This window comes from Rubripirellula reticaptiva (assembly GCF_007860175.1).
Taxonomy (GTDB): domain Bacteria; phylum Planctomycetota; class Planctomycetia; order Pirellulales; family Pirellulaceae; genus Rubripirellula; species Rubripirellula reticaptiva.
The window spans coordinates 125,846-151,665 of record NZ_SJPX01000004.1; the positions used below are offsets into that span (position 1 = coordinate 125,846).

16 protein-coding genes are annotated in these 25,820 nt (G+C 54.0%); 7 read left to right on the forward strand and 9 right to left on the reverse strand.

Annotation, left to right across the window (positions count from 1 at the left end; genetic code table 11):
* Positions 1–107 precede the first annotated feature (107 nt).
* From Poly59_RS17575 to Poly59_RS17585, 3 genes are all read left to right on the forward strand, one after another.
* Entirely contained in the window at positions 108–1,265 is a 1,158-nt protein-coding gene (locus tag Poly59_RS17575; RefSeq protein ID WP_146535440.1) for a lysylphosphatidylglycerol synthase transmembrane domain-containing protein, read from the forward strand.
* 78 nt (positions 1,266–1,343) lie between these two features.
* Positions 1,344–2,936 carry a vWA domain-containing protein gene (locus Poly59_RS17580; RefSeq protein WP_146535441.1) on the forward strand — a complete coding sequence of 531 codons (1,593 nt, stop codon included), beginning with the start codon at positions 1,344–1,346 and terminating at the stop codon, positions 2,934–2,936.
* A 126-nt stretch (positions 2,937–3,062) separates the two neighbouring features.
* The gene (locus tag Poly59_RS17585) at positions 3,063–3,536 is read left to right on the forward strand and encodes a hypothetical protein (RefSeq protein ID WP_146535442.1); all 474 of its coding nucleotides are present in this window, start codon (positions 3,063–3,065) and stop codon (positions 3,534–3,536) included.
* 3 nt (positions 3,537–3,539) lie between these two features.
* Here the strand turns inward: Poly59_RS17585 and Poly59_RS17590 are convergent, their stop codons facing one another.
* Positions 3,540–4,607 carry a 3-deoxy-7-phosphoheptulonate synthase gene (locus Poly59_RS17590; protein ID WP_146535443.1) on the reverse strand — a complete coding sequence of 356 codons (1,068 nt, stop codon included), beginning with the start codon at positions 4,605–4,607 and terminating at the stop codon, positions 3,540–3,542.
* Positions 4,608–5,096: 489 nt separating this feature from the next.
* Between Poly59_RS17590 and Poly59_RS17595 the strand changes: the two genes are divergently transcribed.
* Positions 5,097–8,168: an FG-GAP-like repeat-containing protein gene (locus tag Poly59_RS17595; RefSeq protein ID WP_146535444.1), complete on the forward strand. Its 3,072-nt coding sequence runs from the start codon at positions 5,097–5,099 to the stop codon at positions 8,166–8,168.
* Positions 8,169–8,542: 374 nt separating this feature from the next.
* Positions 8,543–9,802, forward strand: a complete 1,260-nt coding sequence (locus Poly59_RS17600) for a DUF1559 domain-containing protein (protein WP_146535445.1) — start codon at positions 8,543–8,545, stop codon at positions 9,800–9,802.
* Between the two features lie 120 nt (positions 9,803–9,922).
* Here Poly59_RS17600 and Poly59_RS17605 read toward each other — a convergent pair whose 3' ends face one another.
* The 4 genes from Poly59_RS17605 to Poly59_RS17620 all read right to left on the reverse strand — a co-directional run bounded on the left by Poly59_RS17605 (position 9,923) and on the right by Poly59_RS17620 (position 12,982).
* Positions 9,923–10,108: a hypothetical protein gene (locus Poly59_RS17605; RefSeq protein ID WP_146535446.1), complete on the reverse strand. Its 186-nt coding sequence runs from the start codon at positions 10,106–10,108 to the stop codon at positions 9,923–9,925.
* Positions 10,109–10,372: 264 nt separating this feature from the next.
* Positions 10,373–11,044: a glycosyltransferase family 25 protein gene (locus Poly59_RS17610; RefSeq protein WP_146535447.1), complete on the reverse strand. Its 672-nt coding sequence runs from the start codon at positions 11,042–11,044 to the stop codon at positions 10,373–10,375.
* 77 nt (positions 11,045–11,121) lie between these two features.
* Complete coding sequence (locus Poly59_RS17615) at positions 11,122–12,489, reverse strand: glycosyltransferase (RefSeq protein WP_146535448.1); 1,368 nt, start codon at positions 12,487–12,489, stop codon at positions 11,122–11,124.
* Between the two features lie 25 nt (positions 12,490–12,514).
* Positions 12,515–12,982, reverse strand: coding sequence for a hypothetical protein (locus Poly59_RS17620; protein WP_146535449.1), 468 nt, complete (start codon positions 12,980–12,982; stop codon positions 12,515–12,517).
* Between the two features lie 206 nt (positions 12,983–13,188).
* On the opposite strand from Poly59_RS17620, the gene Poly59_RS17625 reads away from it, so the two are divergent.
* Positions 13,189–14,676: a C1 family peptidase gene (locus tag Poly59_RS17625; protein WP_146535450.1), complete on the forward strand. Its 1,488-nt coding sequence runs from the start codon at positions 13,189–13,191 to the stop codon at positions 14,674–14,676.
* A gap of 27 nt (positions 14,677–14,703) precedes the next feature.
* On the opposite strand, the gene Poly59_RS17630 is transcribed toward Poly59_RS17625, so the two are convergent.
* Entirely contained in the window at positions 14,704–20,001 is a 5,298-nt protein-coding gene (locus tag Poly59_RS17630) for a bifunctional serine/threonine-protein kinase/formylglycine-generating enzyme family protein (protein WP_246151741.1), read from the reverse strand.
* A 283-nt stretch (positions 20,002–20,284) separates the two neighbouring features.
* Positions 20,285–20,863 (reverse strand): hypothetical protein, encoded by a 579-nt coding sequence (locus tag Poly59_RS17635; RefSeq protein WP_146535451.1) that lies wholly within the window; start codon positions 20,861–20,863, stop codon positions 20,285–20,287.
* Between the two features lie 356 nt (positions 20,864–21,219).
* Here Poly59_RS17635 and Poly59_RS17640 point away from each other — a divergent pair, with 356 nt between their 5' ends.
* On the forward strand, positions 21,220–22,614 hold the full coding sequence (locus Poly59_RS17640) for a sulfatase family protein (RefSeq protein WP_146535452.1): 1,395 nt from the start codon (positions 21,220–21,222) through the stop codon (positions 22,612–22,614).
* A 48-nt stretch (positions 22,615–22,662) separates the two neighbouring features.
* On the opposite strand, the gene Poly59_RS17645 is transcribed toward Poly59_RS17640, so the two are convergent.
* Both Poly59_RS17645 and Poly59_RS17655 read right to left on the reverse strand, forming a co-directional pair.
* On the reverse strand, positions 22,663–24,570 hold the full coding sequence (locus Poly59_RS17645) for a DUF4129 domain-containing protein (protein ID WP_146535453.1): 1,908 nt from the start codon (positions 24,568–24,570) through the stop codon (positions 22,663–22,665).
* Positions 24,571–24,980: 410 nt separating this feature from the next.
* Positions 24,981–25,760 (reverse strand): DUF6690 family protein, encoded by a 780-nt coding sequence (locus tag Poly59_RS17655; RefSeq protein WP_246151742.1) that lies wholly within the window; start codon positions 25,758–25,760, stop codon positions 24,981–24,983.
* Positions 25,761–25,820: the final 60 nt, after the last annotated feature.

Genomic DNA, 25,820 nt, shown 5'->3' on the forward strand with positions numbered 1-25,820 from the left:
CGAGGAAGTAGGATGGATTCGCAGGGATTGTGGCGGATCGGCCCGTATTTGACCAGCCTTTGTCGTCCTGCTGACGGCCAACCGAATTTCTTGTCGAGGAATCAGAATTGACTGCCGATCCAGATCTACTTTCTGACGATTCCGTCCCTCGCCGCTCCGGTGCGTCGATTGGGATTCGCTTGGCCAAGCTGGTCATTTCAATCGTCGTGGTCGTGGGGCTTTGCCTAGCCGGAAAGTCAGCGATCAAACAGTGGCAGGCTGAAACGGGAAAGATCGAAACGCAAATCGAGGCTCTCGGCAACGAATTGGCAGCCGCCGGTGAAAAAGGCGAAGCGACCTCCGGTGACCACCGCGAAGCGATCTTGAACGAGCAAGCGGTACTGCGGTCCGCACTGCCCTACCCTGAAAATTTACATTGGTCGCGAATGGCGATTGCTGCCGTTTTGTATGCGATCGGTTTGTTGCCTTCGGCAATGCTGCTGCGGCGAGCGGTCGTTTCGTTCGGCGGTTGTCCCCGGTGGTCCACCGCCATCGCGGCCCAAACGATCGGTCATGTCGGTAAGTATGTGCCGGGCAAGGCGATGGTGTTGGTGCTGCGCGGTGGCGTGTTAGCACGCGACGGCGTCAAGCCGATGACTTCCGCGATCAGTGTCTTCTTAGAAACGTTCTTGATGATGGCCGTCGGCGCGGTGGTCGCCGCGATCGCGACCGCTGGTTTGCCGGTGCCGACTTGGATTACAGTTGCTGCCGTCGCGATGGGCGTGGCCGCAGGTGGGCCGACGTTGCCGCCGATCTTGCGATTTGTGGCCGCGAAAGTGACCAGGGCGGATCCCGCGACGTTGGCGGCCGACATCGATTGGCGGTTGTTCTTTGCCGGTTGGGCGTGGTCGTTGTTGTCTTGGCTTTTCATTGGCGCTTCGTTCACCGTGTTGATCACCGCCGTTCCGTCGGCCGATCCGTTGCCGCCGATCGCGACGCTGTATCCGATCGCAACCGCAGCGATCTGTTTGGCGATGGTGATCGGTTTCGCCTCGCTATTGCCGGGCGGCGCGGGCGTGCGAGAGCTGGTGCTGACGTCGGTGCTGGGAATTGCGATCGGAACGGCTCACGGGCTGCTCGCAGCGATCGCCGCCCGACTGATGTTTATCGCTGTCGAAGCGGTGCTGGCCGGTTTGTGCTGGGTTTATCTGCGTCTGGATCCCAGCGGTTTTAAGCCGGAAAATGACGATCGGCGAGTTTCGATTGAGGCCGGGATCAAAACTTGATCGTTATTTCCTGCAAGCTGAACTGCGCGCCTCTATAATCGCATTTCGCCCGTATTCGAAATGAGCCGTTGTGTTTGAATGTTTGACGATCTGAGCCCCGAACCGTTCGACGCCCGTGGCCGTGATGAGGGTTCGATGTCAAACGATGAAATACGGCGGATGCTCGAATTGCAGCTCGCCAAAATTCGCGGCGAAGCCTCTGCCGCACGTTTGGAGGCCAGAGCTGCCGAAATTGAGTTGATGATTCAGCGTTTACGCCAGAATCAACCTACCGGCGACGCGTCGGTTCCGGCCGCAGCACCGGCGTCAATTCGCCGGATTGATTCACCCGATTTGCAAGTTTCCACGCCTCGGCGGTTTGAGAGCTGGAACGCCGTCCGCGCGGCACGTGGCCAGTCGATCGCATCGGCAATGTCGCACTCTGCGGGGTCGCTGCAGTCGGATTCACCAATCGTCCCCGCGGCTAGCGATGTTGTCACTCCGCCGGTTCTGCCATCGCCGCCCAGAGACAAACGCGAACCTAACCGACAGCCTGAATCGAGCTCGCCAATCGTTCGATACGATGCGGGTTCGGCCAGCGTCCGCCGGCCGCGGTTCTTGGCCAGCGATCAAGACGAGGTTGAAACCAACGTCGATGATCAGCCCGCCGAGTTGCCATTCGTGGTCGATGCCGAGTCGCGGCCAGCACTCGGTGCATCGCTCGACGCGTCCCCCGTCTTAATCGAAGAAGACGATGACGACGCTCGGGAGGACGAGACACAGCGTCGTCGGCCGGCCGCGTTTCTGGTCAGTGCCGTGGTTCATGTCGTCGTATTGATTCTGCTAGCTGGTATCGGATTTTCGACTCACGTTCCCAAAGACCAAGTCGCGTTATCTGCATCAGCCGCGTCGGCCAATGAAGAGAGTGTCGAGACATTCGAAATCAAAACCAGTGAGTCGATGCCAGAGGTGGAAGTCACCGAACCGGTGCCAAGCGAAACCGAATATGAACTGAGCCCGATCGGCGAACTAGCGGCCACCAAGTTCTCGCCCAATGCGCCGGCCGCACCACCGACTGCGATGGCGGCCGTCATGTCTAGCAGTTCCACCAGTGCTGCGTCGGCGATGTCGATGAAGTCGGTGTCGAACAAGAAGATGGAGTTTTGTGGCGTCGAAGGTGGCGGCAATCACTTTGTTTACCTGGTCGACAGTTCGGGCAGCATGGGCGACGGTTTTGAATCGGCCCGAGCGGCACTGCTCGCATCGATTGACCTGTTGACGCCCGAGCAGCGGTTTTACGTCGTGTTCTTCGATGCCAACCCGGATTACATGCGGCTAAGTAACGCCAATCAAGACGAGCCTCGCAGCGTCTTTGCGACGGCCGAAAACAAGGCTGCGCTGAGACGTTGGGCGATGCGAATCACCGAGGATCGCGGCAAGGCTCCCTACGACCCGCTGCGTTTTGCGCTGAAGCTTCGCCCCGACGTGATCTTCTTGCTGTCGGATGGCGAATTCCCGCAAGGCATCGAAGACTTGCTAAAGGAAGAAAACAAAGTCACCAATCTTTTCGGCGAAAGCAACCCGATCAGTATCGTTCACACGATTGCCTATTACAGCGAAGTGGGTGAAAGTCGGATGCAGCGAATCGCCAAACAGAACCAAGGTCAGTACCGATACGTGCCGAAGCCCTAACGCGAGGCTCTGTGCGCGAACGTTCAAACGCTGCAAGTCTTTAAAAGGTGGCCGGTTGGCTGGTCGGGATCCATCGGCTTACGATTGGCCCCTTCGAAACCCAAAGCGAATTGGCAAAGACACATCATGAAAGCGGCCACCGTCAGCGAGTTAAAGAAAGCTTTGGTTCGTCTGGATCATGACGATCTGTTAGACGCTTGTTTGCGTTTGGCCAAGTTCAAAGTCGACAATAAAGAACTGTTGACGTACCTGCTGATGAAGTCGGCTGACGAGCAAGCGTACGCCCGCGAAGTCTGTGATGACATCGACGAACAGATTCCGCCAGCTAGATCCATTCACAAAAAAACGATGCGCAAGATCGTGCGCTCGATGGAAAAGTGTTTGCGTTATTCGGGCGACAAAGAAACCGAGTTGCATGTGCGAATCCATTTCTGTCGTGAATTCGTCGACCGTGGGATTCGATTCGGCAATTGCCGCGTCAGCGCCAACATGTATGCGGCGCAGATGAAGAAGATCGAGAAAGCGATCGACAAAGTTCATCCCGACCTGCAGTTTGACTTTCGTCATGAAATGCAGGGACTCGAATCGTTGCTGCGTTAGCAATCATTTGGTCCGGCGAGCGACGACCGCGTCACTGAGGTCTTGCAGGATGACGACTGTTTCGTCCCATCCGATGCAGGCGTCGGTGACACTCTTGCCGCGAACGAGTTCTGCGTCGCTAAGTGACTGGTTGCCTTCGACCAAATTGCTTTCCACCATCACACCCATGATGCGGTAATCGCCATCTGCAACTTGGCTGCAAACATCGCGGCACACGTAATGCTGGCGAGTGTGTTTCTTGCAACTGTTGGCGTGTGACGTGTCGATCATGATTCGCGGCTTAAGATTCGCTTTTTCCAGCATTTGGGATGCTGCATCAATGCTGGCGGCGTCGTAATTGGTGTGCGTGCCGCCTCGCATGATGACGTGGCAATCACTGTTTCCGGTGGTCGCAAAAATGGCCGACGTGCCTTCTTTGGTGACCGACAAGAAATGGTGCGGACGCTGAGCTGAACAGATCGCGTCGACGGCGATTTGAACGTTACCGCTGGTTCCATTCTTGAATCCGACGGGACAAGACAGTCCCGACGCCAGTTCCCGGTGCCCTTGGCTCTCGGTCGTGCGAGCACCGATCGCGCCCCATCCGACCAAGTCAGCGATGTATTGGGGGCTGATCAGGTCCAAAAACTCGGTTCCGGTCGGCAAACCCATCCGATTGATATCCCTCAGCAGGCCTCGCGCGGTGCGAAGTCCGCGATTGATTTCGAAGCTGTCGTCGAGGCCAGGGTCGTTGATCAATCCCTTCCAGCCGACCGTGGTTCGAGGCTTTTCGAAGTAAACCCGCATGACGATCAGCAGTTCACCCTGATGCTTTTTCTGTTCCGCAGCCAGCAAACCAGCGTATTCCATCGCCGCTTCGGGGTCGTGGATCGAGCAGGGGCCGACAACGACGACCAAGCGATCGTCTTCTTCGCCAAGGACTTTCTGGATTCCACCGCGAGCCTTGGCGACGGTTTCGGCGACTTCCGCTTCAACCGGAATCTCGGCCATCAGCTCCATCGGAGGCATCAGCGGTTTCATAGCCCGAATACGTAGGTCATCGGTCGTCGCAGTGGGGGGGGGAGTGGTCATCGCGGGGCCTGGTTGGCTTTGGAGTCGAATTCTGTCCTTCGACTATCGTTGATGATCGAAAAAGATCAATCGGGGTTCGGATTGCGAGTTGCGTTTTCGGCCCCCAGAACACCCGAAAACGCGAGCAACGACCGAGTTAAGCAGTGACGCTCGGCCAGCCACTTTGTCCGCGGGAGTCGCTTTTTTATTCGGAATTGCTCGATTTGCCAGTTCGACGTTCGACGTGGCGACTGTCGCCGGAAGACAACTGTGGCTGCGACTCGGTTTTGCCGTTTTCAGGCGAAATTTCGCGGCGCGGCAATTGGCAGCAACCCATTACGAATCCTTGTTTACCGGTTCGTCACGTCGCCGCGATTCACGTTAGTATTCTGGTACGGCCGGATGCTCTGGCCGTCACATGTTTAGCGCCGCAGTGGATTGCGTGCCAACTTGATATTTGGTTGCGTCATATCGTTCGAGCTTCCCATCAATTGGAAAGAGAATTACCTCGTGGTTCGTTTAGCCTCTTCGTTGTCGGTCGTGATGGTCACCGTCGTTGCGATCTGCATCGTTGGCTGCGGTAGTCAAAGCGAAACGCAAAAGTTGCCAGAGCGGCCGCTGAGAAAGATGAAGTCGTTGTTAAAACGCGGCCTCTACGAACAAGCTTGGCAGCTTTCGCCAGAAGTTTTGAAACTTCACGGCGACGATGCCGACGTGATCGCTAGCATCGCGCAGTTGGCGTACGAGATTAAGAAACCGGACCAGACCGCCAAGCTGTTAGCTCAGGCGTGCGAGGCCGAAGCTTATGCGAATCCCTCGCGTGTCCAACAAGCCATGATCGCGTTCGTTGGTGTCGGCCGGCTGCATGACGCGATGCAGTTGTTGGAAACAGCCGTCCAGCGAAATCCCGATCAACAGGGAACCCGCCGGCTGCTGTTCGATTTGACGATGGGAACCGAAGAACGGCTGCGAGGTCTCAATCACGGGCGTGTCTTGGTGCGACAGCGACAGTTTGATTTGGAACTTCTGACGACGCTTAGCAATACTGAAAGGCGGACTTTAGAAGCTGCTCCCCTGGAAACGATGACGTCGCGAAACGCCGACGATCTTCGGCCATTGGTCGGCAGCGCGAAAACCAAGTTTGACGAAGGCGACTATCAAGCCGCCATTGACGAGCTGAAGAAGATCACGGAAAGGCATCCCGACTATGTTCCTGCCCAGTCATTGTTGGGGCGATCCTATGCGGCATCCAATCGGTTCGCTGAACTCGAAAGGTGGGCGGCCTCACAGCCGCCTGGCACCGAGGCTGCACCTGGTTATTGGATCGCTCTAGGCGACTGGGCTCGTGGCAAAGGAATGATCCAGCCGGCCATGCGTGCCTACTGGGAAGCAGCCCGTCGTGATCCCGATGCAATGGAATCGTGGTCGAAACTGAGCACGTCGATCGCTCAATTGCGAGACGAAGATTCGACCGCCGCATCATCCATTTCGGATGATGTCTTCGATGCGATTCAGCGTCGCAATACGCTGCTTAGCAAGTTCAACCAACTGAAGAATCGTTTCGAACGGACCGGTAACATTTCGCGAGAAATTGCTGCCGACATCATTCGCATCTTGGTCGATCTAGGACGACTTTGGGAAGCCGAAGCTTGGGCATCGGTGGCCATGTCATTACCCGAAAACGATGACATACCACTGGCAGAACTGCGAGGTTCGGTCATCCGCCAATTGACCAATGAAACACCGTGGCAGATCGCGACCAACCGCCCCGAATTGCAGCTCGACCTGACTCGTTTTAGGTTGCCGAGCATCGCCAGAATCAATTCAGATCGGAATGCCGATGTGGCGAAATCGAACGGATCGTCTTCGCAAATGCCCGGTTCGCAAGCATCTGGGGATGGTGACCTGATCAATCGAGCGTGGCGACTGGAAGACGAGGCGTCGGCGCGAGGTTTGGATTTCTTTGGCCGTACGAGCGACCATTTGGACCAGGCCGGCATCATGTTGCACGAAACGCTCGGCTGTGGTGGTGGAACAATCGACTTTGATCTGGATGGATGGAGCGATCTTTATTTGATGGCAGCCGGTGGAAAACCGGGCCAATTGGACTCCGCCGCCAACGCATTAATTCGTAATTATTCCGGACAATTTGGCGAGGTCACGCGCCAGTCGCAAACCGGACATCGCGGGTTCGGGCAAGGCGTCGCGGTCGGCGATATCAACGAAGATGGGTTCCCCGATTTGCTGTTGCTCAACTACGGTCCCAACGCCTTGTTGATCAACAACGGTGATGGTTCGTTCAGCGATCGAACCGATCGGTGGAATTTAAACTTTGATGCTGATACACAGATCACTTGGTCCACCAGCGGCGCGATCGCCGACGTCGATGGTGACGGGTTGTCGGACGTCGTGGTGGTCAATTATTGCGCTGGATTGGAACCATCAATCGAGACTTGTCCGATGGCTGACTCCGAGAGTTTTCGTTCGTGTTCGCCGGTAAAGTTTCCTGGTCATGTCGACTGGATTTTGAAAACCCGCGGCGACGGCACGTTCGTCAATCAAACCGAAGCTTGGTCGATGGCACCCGACGTTGTCGGACGAGGCTTGGGCGTGGTCGTTGGGCAACTTGATTCGACCACGGGCATCGACGTGCTGATCACCAACGACATGACCAACAACCATTACTGGTCATGCAGTAAAACGAATTCGGATAAATCGTCGGAAGCGATGACCGAGTTGTTGATGATCGAGTCGGCGATGGTGCGTGGCGTCGGCGCTGACGATCGATCATTGGCCCAAGGGTCCATGGGGATCGCAACCGGTGACTTTGATCTCGATGGCGATGCGGACTTTTACGTCACCAACTTCGACAACGAGTACAACATTCTGCACGAGCAACGAAGCAACGGGATGTGGCAAGACCAGACGTCCAGTCGCGGTTTGGTCAAACCGACCATGCCGTTGGTCGGTTTTGGAACCGAAGCCATTAATCTTGATAACGACGGCAATTTGGAACTGGTCGTATCGAATGGACACGTTGACCTGTTTTCGCGTGGAGAAGATCGTGCGTTGTACGCTCAACCGATGCAAATTTTTCAGCGGCTCGAGTCGGGACTTTTTGCGGCAACCGAAACAAGTGTGGCCGGCAATTACCTTCGAAATTCGCACGTTGGGCGAGCCCTCTGGACGATCGATGCTGATCGCGACGGGCGTATGGATTTGGCCGTGACTCATCAAACCGAGCCGGTTTCGTTGCTAATCAATCGCTGCGAACCGGCCGGCCATTGGATCGACATTCGATTGAGCGGACGGACGTGTGGCCGCGACGCCATCGGCGCGACTGTCACGGTCGCGTTCGGTGGCCAAACTCGAACGACCTTCCAATCGGCTGGCGATGGGTACATGTGCAGCAACCAACGAGGCCTGCACGTCGGTTTGGGGCTGGCCGAACCGGAAAGCGGCCCGGTTTGCGACGTGACAATCCAGTGGCCCGATGGATCACGCCAAGTGCACCCTGGTTTGGCCGTTGACGCGTCCTATTCGGTAACCGAAATGGACGAAACCGCGTTCCAACTTCCCTAGCCGCATTAATCGCACTGGCTGTCCTGCATCAACTTGGTTTTCGGAGGTAGCGAAGCTCGTCAAGAGTTTCGACCTGGTTGGCGATTCGCCGAAAGTCTTGACGACTTTTGCCACGATGCCACCCAGTGTTTGAGCTGATGCCAACTGCGAATCGTTGAGAAATCGCCGGTGGAATTGAGAATCCTTCTCGAGCGAGCGTCAGCATGCTTGCGCAAATTTCCGTTGGCAACTTTTCGCGATCAAAAAACTGCTGTAAATGAGATTGGAAATGATTTTAAGGTGGTAATCGAAGCTCGTATTCGGCAACAATGGTCTGCGGCCTTTTCGCAAATCATGAAAAGGGTTGTTTTTCCTTGTTTTTGAGGTTTCAAAGTATGAGACAGCGTTCAAACGCATCCCGCGGTTTCACCCTGGTGGAATTGTTGGTTGTCATCGCCATCATTGGCGTCCTGGTGGGCTTGCTGCTGCCCGCAGTTCAAGCAGCGCGCGAGGCGGCTCGACGAATGAGCTGCAGTAATAATTTCAAGCAGCTTGGCTTGGCAATGCACAACTACCACAGTGCCTACAAGCAATTGCCGATTCACGGTGGTGGCACTGATGGACCTGGCGCTCCTGTACCGTTTGGCAACGCGGGTGCGTCAACTAACTGGTGGACTAACTACGGCAGCAACAACGCCTGGCGTTTGAGTGCCCTGGTTGGTTTGACTCCATTCATGGAACAGCAAGCGTTATGGGAACAGATTAGCAATCCCAGCGTTGTTAACGCGCTTGACCCAAGCACTCCACTGACGACTCCGTGGCCTGCGATGGGGCCGACAGTCCAGTTTCTTCAGTACCAACCTTGGGTAACAAACCTGCCTATGCTGCGTTGCCCTAGCGATCCCGGTCAAGGTCTGCCTGCACAAGGACGTACAAATTACGGTCTGTGCATGGGGGACTCGATCGATTGGTCCGTTCGCGGTCCGCGAAATAACCCAACTCGAACCGGTGGTGGTGCATTGCCAGCCTGGAAATGGCAATACCACAGCGGATGGTCCCAGCGTTCACGCGCCGCTGACCGCGGCATTTTTGTGCCTCACGGCGACGCAAAGTTCCGTGACATTTTAGACGGACTTTCGAACACCATTGCGATGGGCGAATTGATCACCGACCTTGGTGACCGCGATACGCGGGGAACTCAGTCAATCAACGGTAACCCACCAAACGAGATCCGCGATAACCCTTCGTATTGTCTTGACAATAACCAAGTCGACCCGCTTCGTCCGCAGTACTGGGCGCCGGGGCAAAACACTGAGGGTGCTAACAACGGCCGCGGTTACAAGTGGGCCGACTTCCGTCCTAACTGGTCCGCCATTCACACGATTGCGCCGCCAAACGCAGCAATTGGTGGTGGTAACAACGCAGGACAAACCGGTATGTTTCCACCATCAAGTCGTCACCAAGGTGGCGCCCACATCTTGATGGGCGACGGAGCAATCAAGTTCATTACCAGCTCCATCGAAGCCGGAAATCAACGGGCAGCGAATGTTTGGCAAAACAACACCGTGACGCCGCCAGGCTCGGCCAGTCCTTATGGGCTTTGGGGTGCGCTTGGAACAAAGGCCAGCAAGGAAGTGATCAGCGAAGAATTCTGATCATGGAAATCCGAGTGGCCGCTCGATGGAACGGCCGCTCGTCCTAAAATGCAAAGAAGCTCGCTTCCCGCTGGAAAGCGAGCTTCTTTCTTTTGAAGTTCGCGAGTTTCGAAGCAAGGATTACTTGCTTCCATCTTCCATCGTGCCAGCAAGTGCAGCCTGTTCGGCGGCTTCGGCAGCTTGGTACTTCTCGATTGCAGTCTGGTCCGCATTTTCAACAATGCTAGTGTTCGATTCTTTGCCGCAACCGGTCACGCTGAAAACTAAAATTGATGCGAAAAGTGTGCTAAAGAATAGTCGGTTCATGGAATGTCCTGTCGGTAGGAATGGCGGAGGGAGAAACTACCTCCCGATTATACCGCAGGCGATGATCGAGGGGAGGACATTCATCGGTAGCTTTGGTTGTGAATTTGTTCGCGGCTATACGTCTGCCTCTCGATGCAACGTTTTCATTTCTCACTTGCACAACCCAGGCGTATTGAAAAGCTGAGAATTGAAGCTCAGCCAATCGGTCAACTAACGTATCTACGTAGAATCGGACTGCTTGTTTGGCCGGCAACTCATTTAATTTCATTCAGCCAAGCTGATGTCGTCCAGTTCCATTCGCACACTTTGCAATGCAAAGTCGGGTGCGGTTAGTGGTGGTTGGTGCTCGATGACAAAGCTTTGGATGGTGTCGGTCATGCGCGCCAGTTGACAATCGATCTCTTCGTTAAGTGGGACAAGGCGATCGAACACCGGTCGGTTGAGAACGTAGCTATAAGTACATGTGATTTCGTTGGGAGCGCAGCGCAAGAGATTCTCATGAACGACTCCTTGCGGATATTTGGCACTGCTGAGGTTTTCGTTGAAGTACGAAAGGTGACAGATGTCCCATGCGACGCCTTCGGGAAAATCGATCTCGGCTAAGTAACGGAAGAAGTTGAAATCGATGATCGCGTCGTCTTCGAACACCATGATCGGAAATTCGGATGGATCTAACTTCATGAAATCGAGGTGCGAAAGGGCGCAAGCAGCGGTTCCCCACCAGTCTCTCAAATCAGTGTGCCATCTTCCTTGTAGCACCGGCGGCAGCCCTTGATTCTCGAAGTCTTCGGTTTCGGGTGTTCGAGCCTGGACGATATCGACGTTTTGAAATCCGGCACGTGCAAGGTGCTTGCTGATGCGTCTGATTCTTTCTCTCGCCCGATCGTCCAGCGTGCTGATCACGAAGGTCCGAGTATTCGCGTCGATGTTCTTCATTATTGGTCATCCGATCTAGCCGTGCTCGACATGGGATGGAGGGCAAAAGGTTGCTTGGGATTTGCAATTCAAGATCGCTAATGAACGATCGCCAATTTTGCCAGCGAACGCGCATTGCCATGCGCGATATGGATCGGAGTACCGCTGCGACAGGTGATACGTCCGTCCGGCATCACTTGAACTTCGCCGACCGGCCGGTCGTGGACACAGTAATTCCAGCTCTCGGGAATCTCTTTCCACCGCTCGGGATCGCTGTGGCAGTAAAGGTTAAACGCCGATTGGTCACCCCAGTCTGTCGTGCCCTTTAGTTCTGAAGAGTCACGAAGACGGGCGGCCTCTTTGAAGTAACTGTGCATCGATCCGGCCGTTCCAGCGCTAAACCCGCTGTTGAGAAACGGACGAGTCGAAAACAGTTCAAATGCTCGACGTCGCATCGCTGGATGTTGAATCGTGCGAGTCCAACCGACGATCGCCACATTGTGGGGATAGCCCAGAGGTTCGCGAACACCAAAGATTTTTTTCGGATGTCTCTGTACTAATCGCCAAAGCGGATCCAGTTTCGCTTGGATAATCACGTCACTGGCATCCCAATAGGCCACCGGGACCTGCGGATCGAGCGATGCCGTGATTTCCGCAAAATCGGCCAATCGGCGAACCGGCGGCATTTGGCCGTTGGCGACTTTGTGAATTACACGCACGCCACGACAGGCAGCCAGCAAACGGCTTTCACTTGGATACAGTCCGTAGCCCACGGCAATCACTTCCTGTTCGTTGCCAGACGCACGCATCATTCGTAGAAAGACATCGCGAAACCGGTTCACATCACGACGATTGAATGCGACCAATACTTTTGCATCGTCTGTTGCTAATGGATTTGCAGCCGAGTCAGTTGCCGGCAGATGGTCGTTGCACGCGTCCGCGGAATTCTCCCCTGCAAGATGAAATGCTTTCGCACCGGGCAAGTACTCGATTCGAGATCCCGATCGGCGTGTGTCCTCGCAACGACAGAGGCATTCGCACTTGCCTGGCTCCCAACGAAAGGGAACGCGGCGGAGCGCCCGTCGACGAAACAGAGTTGCACCCATCGAAACATGCGGCGACGATCCGTGACGTGCGGCTTCCCCTAAATAATCGGCAGCAAAAGCGGCGTATTCAGGACGTGAAGCTAGCGCATGATGCAATCGGGTGATGCAATCGGGTGCGAGCGTGACATCATCATCCAAGAACATCAACCACGGGCTGGTCGTAACTTCGATCGCCTCATTTCTCGCCCGCGTGATCGTGGCGATTCGATTTTCATCGTCGGTTGATGGTGTGCCCACCACGCGATGCAATTGGATGTGAACACCCACCTGAGCGCGAAGCGAGTCAACGACCGCTGCCGGCAATTGCGTCTCTTCCCGCGTTAGAATTACGACGTCGATCGTCGGTGCGTCATGTGGCATGGCAACGTTCCCGATCTGAAGCGACCTAGTAACAGCCAGCCAATTTTCCTGTCGGATTCATGCTGTAGTGATCGACACTGCGGTCCTCTGGAAGCGGCGGATAGTATTGGGCGCTTTCAGCTGCCGTCAAACCAGCTTCCAGTTCAAGCATCGATTGGGCGTGTTCGCGAACGTAGATGATTCCCTGGACAACGTCCTTGTCCATCGAATGGAACACCTTGTCGGCAAGCGCCTTTCCTTCCAACCAGGTTCCCTTATCAAGATCGACCTGTTTGGGGCACTCGGGGATAAAAAGAGACGTCACATCATCGGCAAAGAATGATCGTTTGATCACTAGCTTGGGTGAAAGTCTTTGAGTCGCCGTGATGAAGATCTGGCCATTGATTTGATTGATTTGGCTGAACGAAATCTCTGCGACGTCAGGGAAGCGAGGCGGGATTGAAACCGTCCCTGACAAATACATCGAACGAAGTTGCTGTTCAGTCTTACTCATGTCTTTGGCCTATCGAGTCGGTTGCAAATGGATCTTCCTCTTGCCCCGACACCAACCTAGGTCTCCGCGAATCCAAACGCAAGTTTTCATTCGCGTCTCTTTCATAAAACAGCATGTTTATTCAGTCCAACACGCTAGTTAACCGTGTGTATCATCAAAGGCGAGCTGCCAGAACAAAGATTGAGCAATAAACCGGGAAGAGACTGATGAACTATCTCAGCTACATGATTCTGACGATTGCATTTCTATCGGGATACTCAGCGCATGAGGTGGCAGGACAAGGCGCAAAACTAACGCCCCCACAGCTCTATCAAACGATTCCTACTCGAGCCGCACGCGAGGTGTCACCGGAATCTGAACCACTCAACTTGGAAATCGCCAGTCCGGTGGCGGAAGAGACGGCCTCAACTCAAACGCCCAGTGAATTGCAAGATAATGCGGAAATTCAGTTTAATGTGGATGAAGCTCCCCTGCTGCAGAGCATACCGCCTGAAATTGATCCGCGATGGGGACCTGACTCTGAAATCAAGTTGCCGGCTCAGTTTGACTTAGTCGATTACTTACCAACGCCGGGCGAGCAGACACGCAATGACTGTGTTGCCTGGGCGATCGCGCATTCGGCGTACTCTTGTCAAATTGGACAAGAGCGTCGGAAGCGGCCGACGAGTGACTGTGACCTGTTCAGCCCGGCTTTCATTTTTGAACAGCTTGGGGGAAATCCGAACGGGCTTCACGCAATGCAGGTGATCAATTTTGTGCAGAACACCGGATGCGCGACCATGGCATCGATGTCGTTGTCAAAAAGTGAGGTCGGCGGAAAAGATCGTGTCGAAGCGAACAACTTCAAGGCACAGCGACACGAACGTGCTGCCTCAATTGGCGATATCAAGAGTTATATTTATGAAGGTTATCCCGTCGTGTTGATCGTTCAAATGGGAGGCGACTTTCAGTCCGATGCAAAAATCAATGCACCGTACAACTGGCGAGACGAACAAAACAAATTAACCGGTTATCACGCCATCGCCGCAGTCGGTTTCGATGATGCGAGAAAGGCTTTTTTGATTATGAATTCGTGGGGGACTCAGTGGAAAGACTGTGGTTTTTGTTGGGTGTCCTATGAAAACTTTGACCAGATCGATGATCAAAGTTGGTGTGCGGAAGCTCACGTCGTTGGTGTAAAAAATTATGCTCCGATTTACGTTTCGATGGAATCGAGCGGAGGTAGGCGATCGCGTTTTGGGCGTTCAAGCTACTACTCGGGGCGAACATTTCGGCTCGGTACTGATCGAAAAATTTACGAAGGACGCAGAGTCGTTTCGCCTGACCAATGGGTTTTTGATGACATCACATGCAACCGTAACAATCTTTATGCCCTTGGCCGCGATCAGACGGTTTATCGATTGAACGATGAAGCGTATGGGAATAGCTGGACTCACCTTGATGGTGGCATCATGGCGAATAAAAAAGTCACCATGATGGCAGGGGACCACTCGACTGAATTGCTGGTTCTTACGGATGGGCAGGAAATGTTCCAGTATGATCAGCGTGCCGGACGCTGGGATTTGGTGAAGCTGCCGAAAAAGGATGCCGAACCGGTCGATGTTCGCATCACCGCGGGTAAGATCTGTGCAACGACATCCGTTGGGGACGTTTTTACTCTTGATCAGAGCAATCACTGGTCGCTGGCACCGTAGATCGATGCCCTTTGCATTTGTCGCGTTTTATTGATTGGGCATCGTTCGCGCTACACGAAATCCTGAATAGGGATGATGCGATGTTGTTCGTGACAATTCGCGTTTGGCGTTTCGCATCGTCGTTGGAACATAAAAGACGGCGCTGCCGCGTTGAATGTTGATGTCTGCGCGTGAACGACTTGGATTCACATAGTCATCCATGACCACAGACAAATTAAAGTCCCTTGGCGGTGACGCTTCGCACCATTCCATGACGTTACCAAGGGTGTCGAAGAGTCCAAATCCGTTTGGCAATAACTGCCCGACCGGATGGAAGCGGACCTGCGAGTTTGTAGCCGAGCTTTCGGTCGTCCAGGCGTATTTGGGTAACAGTTTGGCGTCGTTGCCGTAGTGTCGCGGAGTTGTGGTCTTCGCCCGACTGGCATATTCCCATTCCGCTTCGGTTGGTAACCGATATCCGATCCGTTTTAGAAAGTCGTTCGGCAACTGAAATCCATCGGACGCTTCTAGTCCAGTGATCATTTGATCGATCGGCGGATAACACATTTGGTCTTCGGGAATCCCTTCCTGTTCGCTTAGCCAGCGGCAGTAGAACATCGCGTCGTACCAGCTGACGGCCGTGATTGGACAGTCTTTGCTGTGGGTGTACTCCGTTGCGTACAAAGCGGTTGGGTTGTAACGCTGAAATTCCGCTACGGTAACTTCCGTCGAACCGATCGCGAAACTTCGAGGAATGCGTGAGTTGATCGATACTTCCAAGTGATGATCGCGAAAAGCTTCATCGCCTGGTGAACCCATGCGGAACTCAACCGGGCCAGCGACGACAACCATGGTTTGGTTCTCAGTGTTACGGTACCAAGTTGGAATCGATGATTTGGATTTGACTGAGGGGGACCGCGCGAGATCGATTTCATTTTGAATCTCCGGCCATTTCCATCGTACGCAAAGGTGTTTGCAAATTGATTGAATCGCAGCCGATGGATCATTGGATCCCCACTGGCCGATTGCGTCACGCAGTTGGATTGCAATGTCGGATGGCAGTTGTTCCGGGCGATATTGGGCGAGTGCGGCAATGATGGCGACGCGTCTCGACTCATCGGGTTCAATCATTAGACGTCGAACGAGAACTTCTGGGTCGACACCAAGTGACGCCATTCGATCAATAAGGTAAGAACGTAGTCGAGAATCGGGTCGGCTTTGCAAAAGCGGCCAGAGACTTTCCGATGAGCCGAGTCGCAGCAACGCAACCACGGCATTGGCTTGCCGACTTGCCAGTTCATCCTTGATTTCATCGGAGACGATTGGACGATGCCAGACGGATGCGACGATCAATTTGTCAGTGTTGTCATCAAAGACCACAGAGATACTGACGGGCCGGAAATCTCTTTCGATAAGTTTCTGCGATAGTTGTAGATGTTCCTGGTGATCGACACGGTTTAACGATTGCGATTGCATCGTGCCGCCGTTCCACCAAACCGCGGCGAAGCTGATTTCTTGCTCGTCAAATTCGCCGGCAGGGTTGATTCGTACATCCGTTTGGTGCCATCCATCGAGCAATCTCGATTCGTAGGCGTAGGCCGAATCGTTCCAGGCGTCGTTGCAGCGCGGTTTCGATACCGTTCGCCAGCGGACGGAACTGTACCGATCCGTTCCATCTGGATAACGAAGCTTTAGGTTGGACTTTGGCACGTATCCGCCATCGTTGAGTGGTTCCCAACCCTTGCTTTGATGGTCTTCTTCCTTCAATCCGACATAGATTCTTGAATCAATCATCGACTCGACCGCCTGAGTCCAAAGGATTCCAAATCCGATTTCGTCAAGGTTGGTGTCCGACGCAGGAATCGCAGTGAAGTCCGCTGGAAAGAGACCTGCTTTGTGCATTTGTTCTTGAACATCAGGCACGTTCTGGTGTCCCTGATGCCGAGTGAATTTCCATTTCAATCCGTCTCGTATCCAGATTGCGGTGACGAAGTCCGCATCCTCGAATCGGTAAGCGCGAACACAACTGGGGCGGTAGCCGAACCTGTCAAGATGATCGGCAAAGTCTTCGAACTGATCTAGAGGCAATCGTTGGCAGAAAATGAAGGCATCCGACGCAATTCCTTCAAAGTTTTTGATGGATTTAAGAGTCGCCGCATCGACGTTCGTTTCATTCGCGGCGCGGTTGCGAAGTTTGGGCCATTTCGGCATGGCGGCTTTTGTCAATTCCTGTTCGAGTGCCGCAACGACCGCATGGGAGTCAAGCGCTGCAACCGGCAAAAGCAATTCGAATTGGTCCGGTGATGCAGTGCTCAGCAAGTCCTTCAGTTCTGTGTCGGTCGGCTTCAGGCACTTTGAAAGTAGGATTGCAGAATTGAGACGCACGTCGCCTTGTTCTGGAACGCGAAAGAATGCTTGCGTCGGCTTAGACAGGTAGGCTGACAATTTTGCGAAGCCGGGGGCCATTTCGACGACAAGCGGCGTGCTTTGGTTGACGATCACTCCAGCCAAGCGTTCCGCAAGATGTTCCCATTGCTGATTATCAGGATCGAGCTGTGCCGTCGCGAAAGCCGCTTTAATCCAATGCATCTCGTCGACGGATCCTGATTGGACAATTTCCCAGAGCTTCTTTACCGCCGGCTTTTGACGTAGTTCCAGTCGATCACTGATCAGCGAGATTTGATTGACTTCGGCGATCATTAAAGCATCGATCAACGGCTCGGTTTGAGTGGGGTCGCTACCAATCAATGCAAGGCGTGCGGCAAGGATTTCGTCGTCGGGGCGATCTGTGTCTTTGATCACCGACTGCAATAGCGGTTCCGCTTGACTTTGTATCGGTTGCAGCCTTGAAATTTCATCGAGAACATGATCGGTATCGGCGGCCAACAGCCTTTGCACTTGTAGCTTCACTTCTTGTTCGGCAAGGTTCGCGCGAATGTTCTCGTTGATCTGCGTGCCGCCCCATCCGATCAGCATCGCGATCATTGCGGCGATCGCCCACCGCGATCCGTAATATCGAGTCGCCGCCGCCACAAGGCTCGACTCGTCCGCAGTGCGATTCGACGCACTGGTGAAAGCCAGGATTCTTAAGTATTCCAAGCCGCTTGGCAAAAAGCGTTTTTCCTTTTTGCGACGCCAGTACTGTGTCAGTTCACTGAGCCGTAGCTTTGCTCGCCCCTGAGGGGTTTGGCGATTGCTTCGGGTCAGCCATTCTCGCAGCGGCGGAACCAAAAAATCATGCGTCAGTTGGTACGATCTCGCCGATGTTTCTGCGTCTCCGTCGGCTGCCGTGGGGGTAATCATTCGTAGCTCTCCATCGAGCGCCGCGAGCAATTCTTCAAACTCTCGCTGGTTCAATCCCGAGACTTCACGCAGCCTCGCAGCATCCTTCATTTGGCCTTTGATGTTGGTACCGACCTCAGGCAACAGCTCAGTCAAAACTGCGCGAGCCGGTTTTTGCATGGATCGGTGATGGGGCGATGCTATCGAGTTATTGAAAGTGGCATCCAAAAAGTTTATGTCGACGCCCTCGGCGCCACCCAGTTCTGCGAGCGTTTTAAGATTCCACTCACGTCCTTTTAGCATTTGAGACAAGACCACCAAGTGAATGGAAATCACTTTGCCGTCTTCTTGAACCGAATCGACCAACGTATGGATAAACTGTTGTTGTTCGCTGGAAAGTTCGCTCGGATCATCCGGTAAGCACCCGTAGGCACGGCCAAACTCAGTAAGCACGTATCGTGCATGACGGAGCTCGAACCGATCGACCGCGGTGCTGTTGACGTCTTGAACTAAGCGGATATCAAGTTCGTGAAAGAAACGCGTTGCCGGCATCCAAAAATCATCGCGAATCAGCACGATGCATTGCAGGTGGATACCATCGCATTGACGAATTGCATTGACAAGTTCGGTGTCTTCCATGATGGGATGCGAGTGAAGCCACTGCTCGAACTGATCAATGAATATGACGACCTTTTTCCCGTCCGCGACCGCGCCTTTTCGAATAGCAGCCATGCACTGGACCAATGAAAGATCCTGCTGCTGGTCGGACAGCAACGGCAATGCCACACTTCGCATTCGTGATTCCGTGTGCTTAGCGTTGGCTTCTAGGTAGGCCACATGAATCGAATCGTTTAATAATGGCGCCAATCCGGCGCGAATCAATGATGATTTACCCGAACCCGATGAACCATAAATTAGTCCGACCCGAAAAGATTCTTCGAGGTTGCGTGACTCGATTCGGATTTTTAGTCTGCGGATGACTTCGGGAATTCCGTTGGCATCGCGTGTGCCAGGAACCAGCTTCAGAAAGAAGTCCTGGTCGTGTTCGTCAAACGCGCGTAGACCCTTTGGGATTACGCGTGTATCGACCACAACTTTGCCAGGCGATGGCGACGCCGCCGATTCCATTGGCAGCGAAAGCGAAAAGTCAGCGCTATGGTCGACGGTGCTACCGCAGTTTGCGAACCGGCGAAGATCGTCGGCCATATCGCGTCCGCTGTTGTAACGATCCGACAATCGCTGCGCGAGCGCTTTCATGCAGATCCGTTCTAGCTCCCCATCGATCGTCGGATCCAATTGTCGTAGCGGTCGCGGTTCGGCACGGACAATATTTTGCAGCAGTTGTTGGCTCGATCCACCAGTGAAAGGCCTTTTGCCGAGCAACAATTCATAAAGTACGATACCCAACGCAAAAACATCCGAGCGGCCGTCGACCAAATGGCCTTCACCTCGAGCCTGCTCGGGGCTCATGTAGGAAAACGTGCCGACCAAAAGCTTTCGATTGGTTTGTCGCGCGATGTCGTCGTCGCGGATTGCTAAGCCAAAGTCCGTTAACCACGGCCGATCGTTCTTTTCGATCAGAATGTTGCTTGGTTTGACGTCGCGATGCACGAGGCCTTTTTCGTGCGCGTGTTGCAACGCTTCGGCCATGTCAAGCATCCAGGCGATGCTCTGTTCGATTGACGGTTTGCGTCGTTGCAGTCGCTCGCGAAGATCGATGCCCTCGATGAACTTTGATACGACAAAGAACGGAAACTCATCGGTTGATCCGACGTCGTATACCGGCACGATGTTGGGGTGGTCTAACATCGCAACCATCTTTGCCTCGGCATTCCAATGAGACGCTTGTGCTTGTTCCTTAGTGAATCGACGGGGAACTTTGATCGCGACTTCACGCGCGAGCGAATCATCGGTCGCGCGAAATACGGTTCCGAATCCGCCCCTACCTATGACTCCGGAAACCCGGTAGCGACCAATCATGTCCGGCATTGGGATTTCTTTGGCCGACGCTGCAGCATCAGATGTGAAGTCGGCGTGTTTTGTAGTCTCGCTATCGTCCGACACGAAATTGAATCCTTGCTCGACCTGGTTGGCTGTAGACGTTTGCCCTGAAAGTGAGTGTACCCGGCTGCAGCATTCACTGGACTTCAATGCGGCGTTCGTCTTGCACAAATAGTCTCGATCCGGACGTTCTGGTTAGCTCAACCTGTTTTGATCCATGGCGTGACTGTACATACGACAACCTGCCTGGCAAGTCGCATGGTGGACCAGTAGCGTGGCTATCTGGGATCGGATCTCGCGTCACGACCGTTTCTAAACTGAATCAAGCTGGCGTTGATTTCGGCTGCTACTTGCTAACGCGGCGAAGGGTTAGTTTCTCATCGCCGAACCTTCGATGTACATACGCGGGTGCGCCGTCGTTACGGTACGATTTTCTGGTCACTGAAAGGGTTCCTGGGCACAGGATCAGTTGGTCGCCAATCAATTCGAAACGGATGATCGGCTGATACGAATGCAACCCTGCTGCCATGGCGCGAGGAGATCGAAACTCGCTAAACTCTTCATCGTAAGTCCACTGTGGGTTCCGAAACGAAGGAACAATTTGAGAGGATTTGTCTGAGAGTTGATTCGGCGTCACTTCGTTGTTTTTTCGCTTTTCCTCGTTCTGGATGAGGATTTTGGTTAAACCTGAAGCGGTGATTTCGACACCGATTAGCTTCTTATCTTGAGCGACAGTTGCAAGTTCCCAACGCCCGATCAACTCTGCGTTGACGGGATTGCTTGGGCCAATCACGACCGCAGTGACCGGCTTGGGATTTCGCGATACCAAGTCTCCATAAAATCCTGGTGATTGTCCGATCGCATCAACGCCGCTTGCCAGAACAGAAGTAAAGATCAGAGCGGCGAAAAGGTAGAAAGATTTCATTGAATTGCATCGGTTCGGTGGGGGCGAATTCTGTTTCCACCAGACCATGCGAAAAGCACCACATGAGCCCTTAACGTTATTTTCTGGAAACAATGACAAGGGCCGATCTTATTTTGACCGGTGGGGTTTTCTGAAGCATGTAGGCGAGTCTCTTTCCGATTCGCGTCTTCCTCTCTTTCCGCTGCGTGTTGGTCGAACGCAGGTAACATCCGCTCAGATGCGATTGGATCCACTTTCGTTTTGTTGGCGATCGCTTTGTCGCGTAGAATGCTCCGCCCGACGTGCTGTTTATCGCCAATGACCATTTCCTCGCGTGACTTCCTTGCGTGACGTTCCTTTCTGAAAAAGACAGTTCCATGAGTCGCTTTATTTTTCCCGTTCTGTTCCTTGCGAGTTGCCTTTTCAGTGAGGCAAATTGGAATGCGGTTGTCGCAGATTCTGCGAAGCCGAACATCGTTTTCATGATCGCTGACGATTGCACTTTTCGAGATTTGGGGTGTTACGGCGGACAAGCTCACACACCCAATATCGATGCGTTAGCCGATCAAGGTATGCGGTTCACCCGGTGCTTTCAGTCCGCGCCGATGTGTTCGCCCACGCGTCACAATATCTACACGGGTCTGTTTCCAGTCACTAGCGGAGCCTATCCGAACCACACCTTTGTCGAAAATGAAACTCGGTGTGTGTCACAGTACATGAAAGAACTCGGGTACCGAGTTGCCCACAGCGGCAAGAGCCACGTCTCGCCGACCGCAGTGTTTGATTGGGAGGAGATTCCTGGTTCAGGCAATCCCGAATTCGATAAGGTCGACATGTTTATTGGCGACTGTGCACAGGCCAAGCAACCGTTCTGTTTGTTGCTGTGTTCAAACGAACCGCACACGCCTTGGAATAAAGGTGACGCCTCGCGATATCCGCCTAGCGATATCAAGTTGCCGCCGTACTTCGTCGACACCGACCAGACACGGGCGAGCATGTCGAAGTACTTGGCCGAGATCACCTATTACGACGATCAAGTTGGGCAAGCTGTTGGTTTGATCGACAAACACGGTCTGGCAGATGACACGCTGCTGGTCGTGGTAAGCGAACAGGGAAGCTCGTTCCCATTTGCGAAATGGACTTGTTATGACAATGGTTTGCAGTCGGGCATGATTGCTCGTTGGCCCGGTCACATCGAAGCCGGCGCGGTGAACCCGGCGATGGTCGAGTACATCGATTTGTTGCCGACCTTTATCGAAGCCGCGGGCGGAACGCCGGATGAGTCACTGCAAGGCCAAAGCTTGTTGGCCGTGCTTGCGGGCAAGCAGAGTCACAAACAGCACGTGTTCGGTATCATGACGACACGTGGGATCAACAGTGGGTCGGATCACTTTGGGATTCGGTCAGTCCGATCGGATAAGTTCAAATACATTTGGAATTTGACGCCGAACGAACAGTTTAAGAATGCCTGTACTGAATCGCCCGAGTTTAAAAGTTGGATCGTACAAGCCAAGGCAGGGGACCAGGATGCCGCGGCAAAAGTGCGACGGTATCAGTATCGGCCCGAGGTCGAACTTTATGATGTTGTGAGTGATCCACTGGAACTGCACAACATCGCCGGTGATCCTCAGTATGACGAGATCAAGGAAAACCTAAAACGCAAACTTGACGACTGGATGGACCGCTGCGGTGATGAAGGTCAAGCCACGGAAATGGCAGCCCTTGAACACATGAAACGAGGGAACAAGAAACGCGAGAAAAAGAAGAACTAAGCAAGGACTTTGCTTGGCTGTGCTGGCGATAACGATCTCGGCGATGCGCTATCGCATGGTGCCCCAAACTTCGCTGGCGGCTGCGACATCGTCTTGCGATGCATTTCCTCGGCCATAAACGATTCGGTTATAGGCGTCGACCAATCGGCGAGTCGGTGCGGACGTCACGCCGGATGCTTTGGCCGTTCGGGCTAAGAACTCGCTGGGCGTTTCTTCGCGTGATCGGCTAATGCCCTGTTCACGGCACCATGCTTCCCAAGCGGCAAACGTGATCACGATAACTCGTCGTGGATCGTTTTCGCGGCCGATCGGATTGGTGAACGACGAAAACGACCGCGGCGGCACTCGGGTTTCTGCAGCTAGAAATTCATCAAACGTGGTTTCGTTTGCGGGCGCGTCTCGTTCAAAAAGTTGGCTCCACCAAAGCGAGATGGCGTGTCGGTGGGCCCAGACGAAAAAGCCAACGATCACCGCCAGCGAGATGAATATGACGAACTTCAACAGATCGGAAAGCGCGGGCAGAGAATTGGCGATCGATTCGGCTGGATTGGGCGGCGGCGATCCAGACGACTTTGGCTTGCCTGTTGCTGGATTCGAGTTGTTGGATTTGTTCTTGGGTGGTTGCGAATCCTGTTTCGATTCAATTTCTTCGTTTTTTTGCTCAGACTGATCGGTTGGCGGTTCCGCTTTTGATTTCGGATCGTCTTTTGAATTGGACTCGTCTGGGTTGGGTTTGTCTGAGCTGGGTTTGTCGCTTTCGTTCGGTTGCGATTCGCTGTTGGAATCCGACTTCGGTGAATTGCCCGGTGGCTTTGAATCATCCGGTTTCGAACCCTCCGGCTTGGATTGATCGGACTTTTGTTCCGATGGGCGGCTCTTGGGTTCGCCCGATTCGGGGTCGCCAGACTGTGACGGTTTATCGCCTTTCTGCTTGCCGGTCGGTCCGTCGTCGCGTTTGCCGTCGCCAACGTCTCCGGGTGGTGCATTTTCGCCAGCGGTGATGTCTTCGACTTCTTTGTCGGCGCTATTCTTGTCCTCGGACGTCGTCGCAGCTCCTTCACTCGTCTTATCGGCGGCGTCTTCACCGCTCCCGCTCTTGCTGGCGACGGTGTCGCCGGGCGAGTCCAAGAACTTGGGCAATTCGAACGACGCTAACAGTTCGCCCGGCACGGGGGCCATGAATGCGATGAACAGGATCAATGCGACGAGCGCGAGTCCGCCTGCCAACCAGGCTACTGAGACGTCAGCGGGCATTTCAACTTTGCGTTGACGAAGGTAGCGGCGAAGTCCCAAAAAACTGGTCGTTACGAGCAGTGACAGGCTAGCGAACAGATAGAACGCCAACAGTTTTTGGGCGCGATCCCACGTCGCAGGATCTTCGCGAAGAAAAAATTGGCCCAAACCAAACAAGGGCAAGGCGCCCATCGCCAAGTACATCACCGTTCGCCCGGGCTGATGAACCAGCTTGCGACTTGATGCATCGGAGTTCTCAAAGCCGACGACTGCGACCTCTGGCGTCTGGACTTTCTTGCGAACGAACAGTCGTCCTGAATCGATCAAGCCTTGGCCGCTGGCGTCGACGTCGTCATCGATCAACGTGCAGTCGCGAACGATTCGATCCGCTAGGTAAGCGATCACGACTAAGATGGCGGCTGAAAAAATTGGCGAGTCCACGAACTTCAGCATCGATGCGAACGTAACCAAGCCTAAGATGCCAGCATAGCCAAGGGAGTACATGCGATCTTTTTCGATCGCGACTCGGGCGATACCAACGGCGCCCATGGTGAACATCAATAGCGTCCACGATACGCGGCCCGGATGGCCGCCGTGATACAGCACAAGCATCAAGAAATTTGCCAAGCTGCTGATCATCACGAAGATCAGAATCGGTGCAACGGCGATCGCCGCGTAGTCTGACGTTGTCTTGGCGGGTAATGGTTTGGCGGATGCCGACAATGAAGCAGGTGACTGAGACGTTTCGATCGTTGCCTACTCGTTTATTTCGGGGTGCAGCTTTCGCCACCGCTCCATCGCGGGGCCGATCGACTTCATCGGCACCCATTTACCCTTAGTCTTAGCGCTTTGTAGAAGCGTCTGAGGCATGATTTTGCCACTATCGATGCGTAATAGCAAATCGTGTTCGGTAATTGGACCTAGTCTTCGACCTTTGCGGAGCCAGCCGCTAGCCATGTAATACCATCCCGCACTCATCGTCAATTCTCCCAGAAATCCGACAAACCTCACCACTCACTTTACAGTGATTCGGGTCGTAATTGGAAGGCAATTGTGCAGCACGGATACGAATTGAGACCGATTTAAATGTTCTGATGGCTCGTTTGGGGGCGTTTTTGGGCAATCATGCCCCCCTACCAGCGTCCGCTATGGCGGTCGGCATCGACGATTCGCCGGGCCTCGGCGCTGATGCCGTAGACCAAGCTGGGCTGATTCAGTTCCATAAAGACGGTGTATTTCTGATGGACGGCGTTGGAATAGACGACCGGTGCGTGCGTCAATCGCAGGAAGTGGACGGGGATTCCGTTCCACCGTTTGGTGAAAACGCCTGCCTCGAGCGCTGGCTCGGCGGCCAGTCCATAGTTTGCTGTCATGGTCTGAACTAGCTTGTTGGGATCGCCGGTGAAGCCATGGAAGGAGCAACGCTGTAACTTGCCTTGATGGTCAAAGTAGTAGGTCAACGTGCCGGCGATATCGTCAGCCCGGATGCCAGTGACGATCGGGACTCGCAGGCCTTCCAATTTCAGATCGGCTAGCACTGTGCTGACGCGGGAGAAACGTTGGATGACCCAGTCCGGTGAAATGTCAAACCGTATTACTTCACGTAGATCATTGACGCGAGTTCCCGCTAGCGTCGGTGCGGCGGCCGGATTGACTGGGATCGCTCCAAGTTTTCTGGCGAGGTCTTCGTCCAATCGATAACGGCTGGCGTCAGACCCGCGCAAAGTTTCGACTTCGTGGTGAGCGTGCGATGCACCGTTATACGCCGGGGCGGTGGTTCCGCCGTGATATGAGACATTGGTCGTGTCGCCTAGGATGCCCATCGCGCTGCGTCCCCAATCCGTTTCCGAAGCGACGTAGGGGCCGCCCGCAGCAGCGGCTAGCAGCGCGGCAGTTTGGATTCGTGAAAACATGATGATGGCTTGGTTTCGAAAGCAGAAACGAGCGAGAAACGACTGTCGTTGTTTTATCGG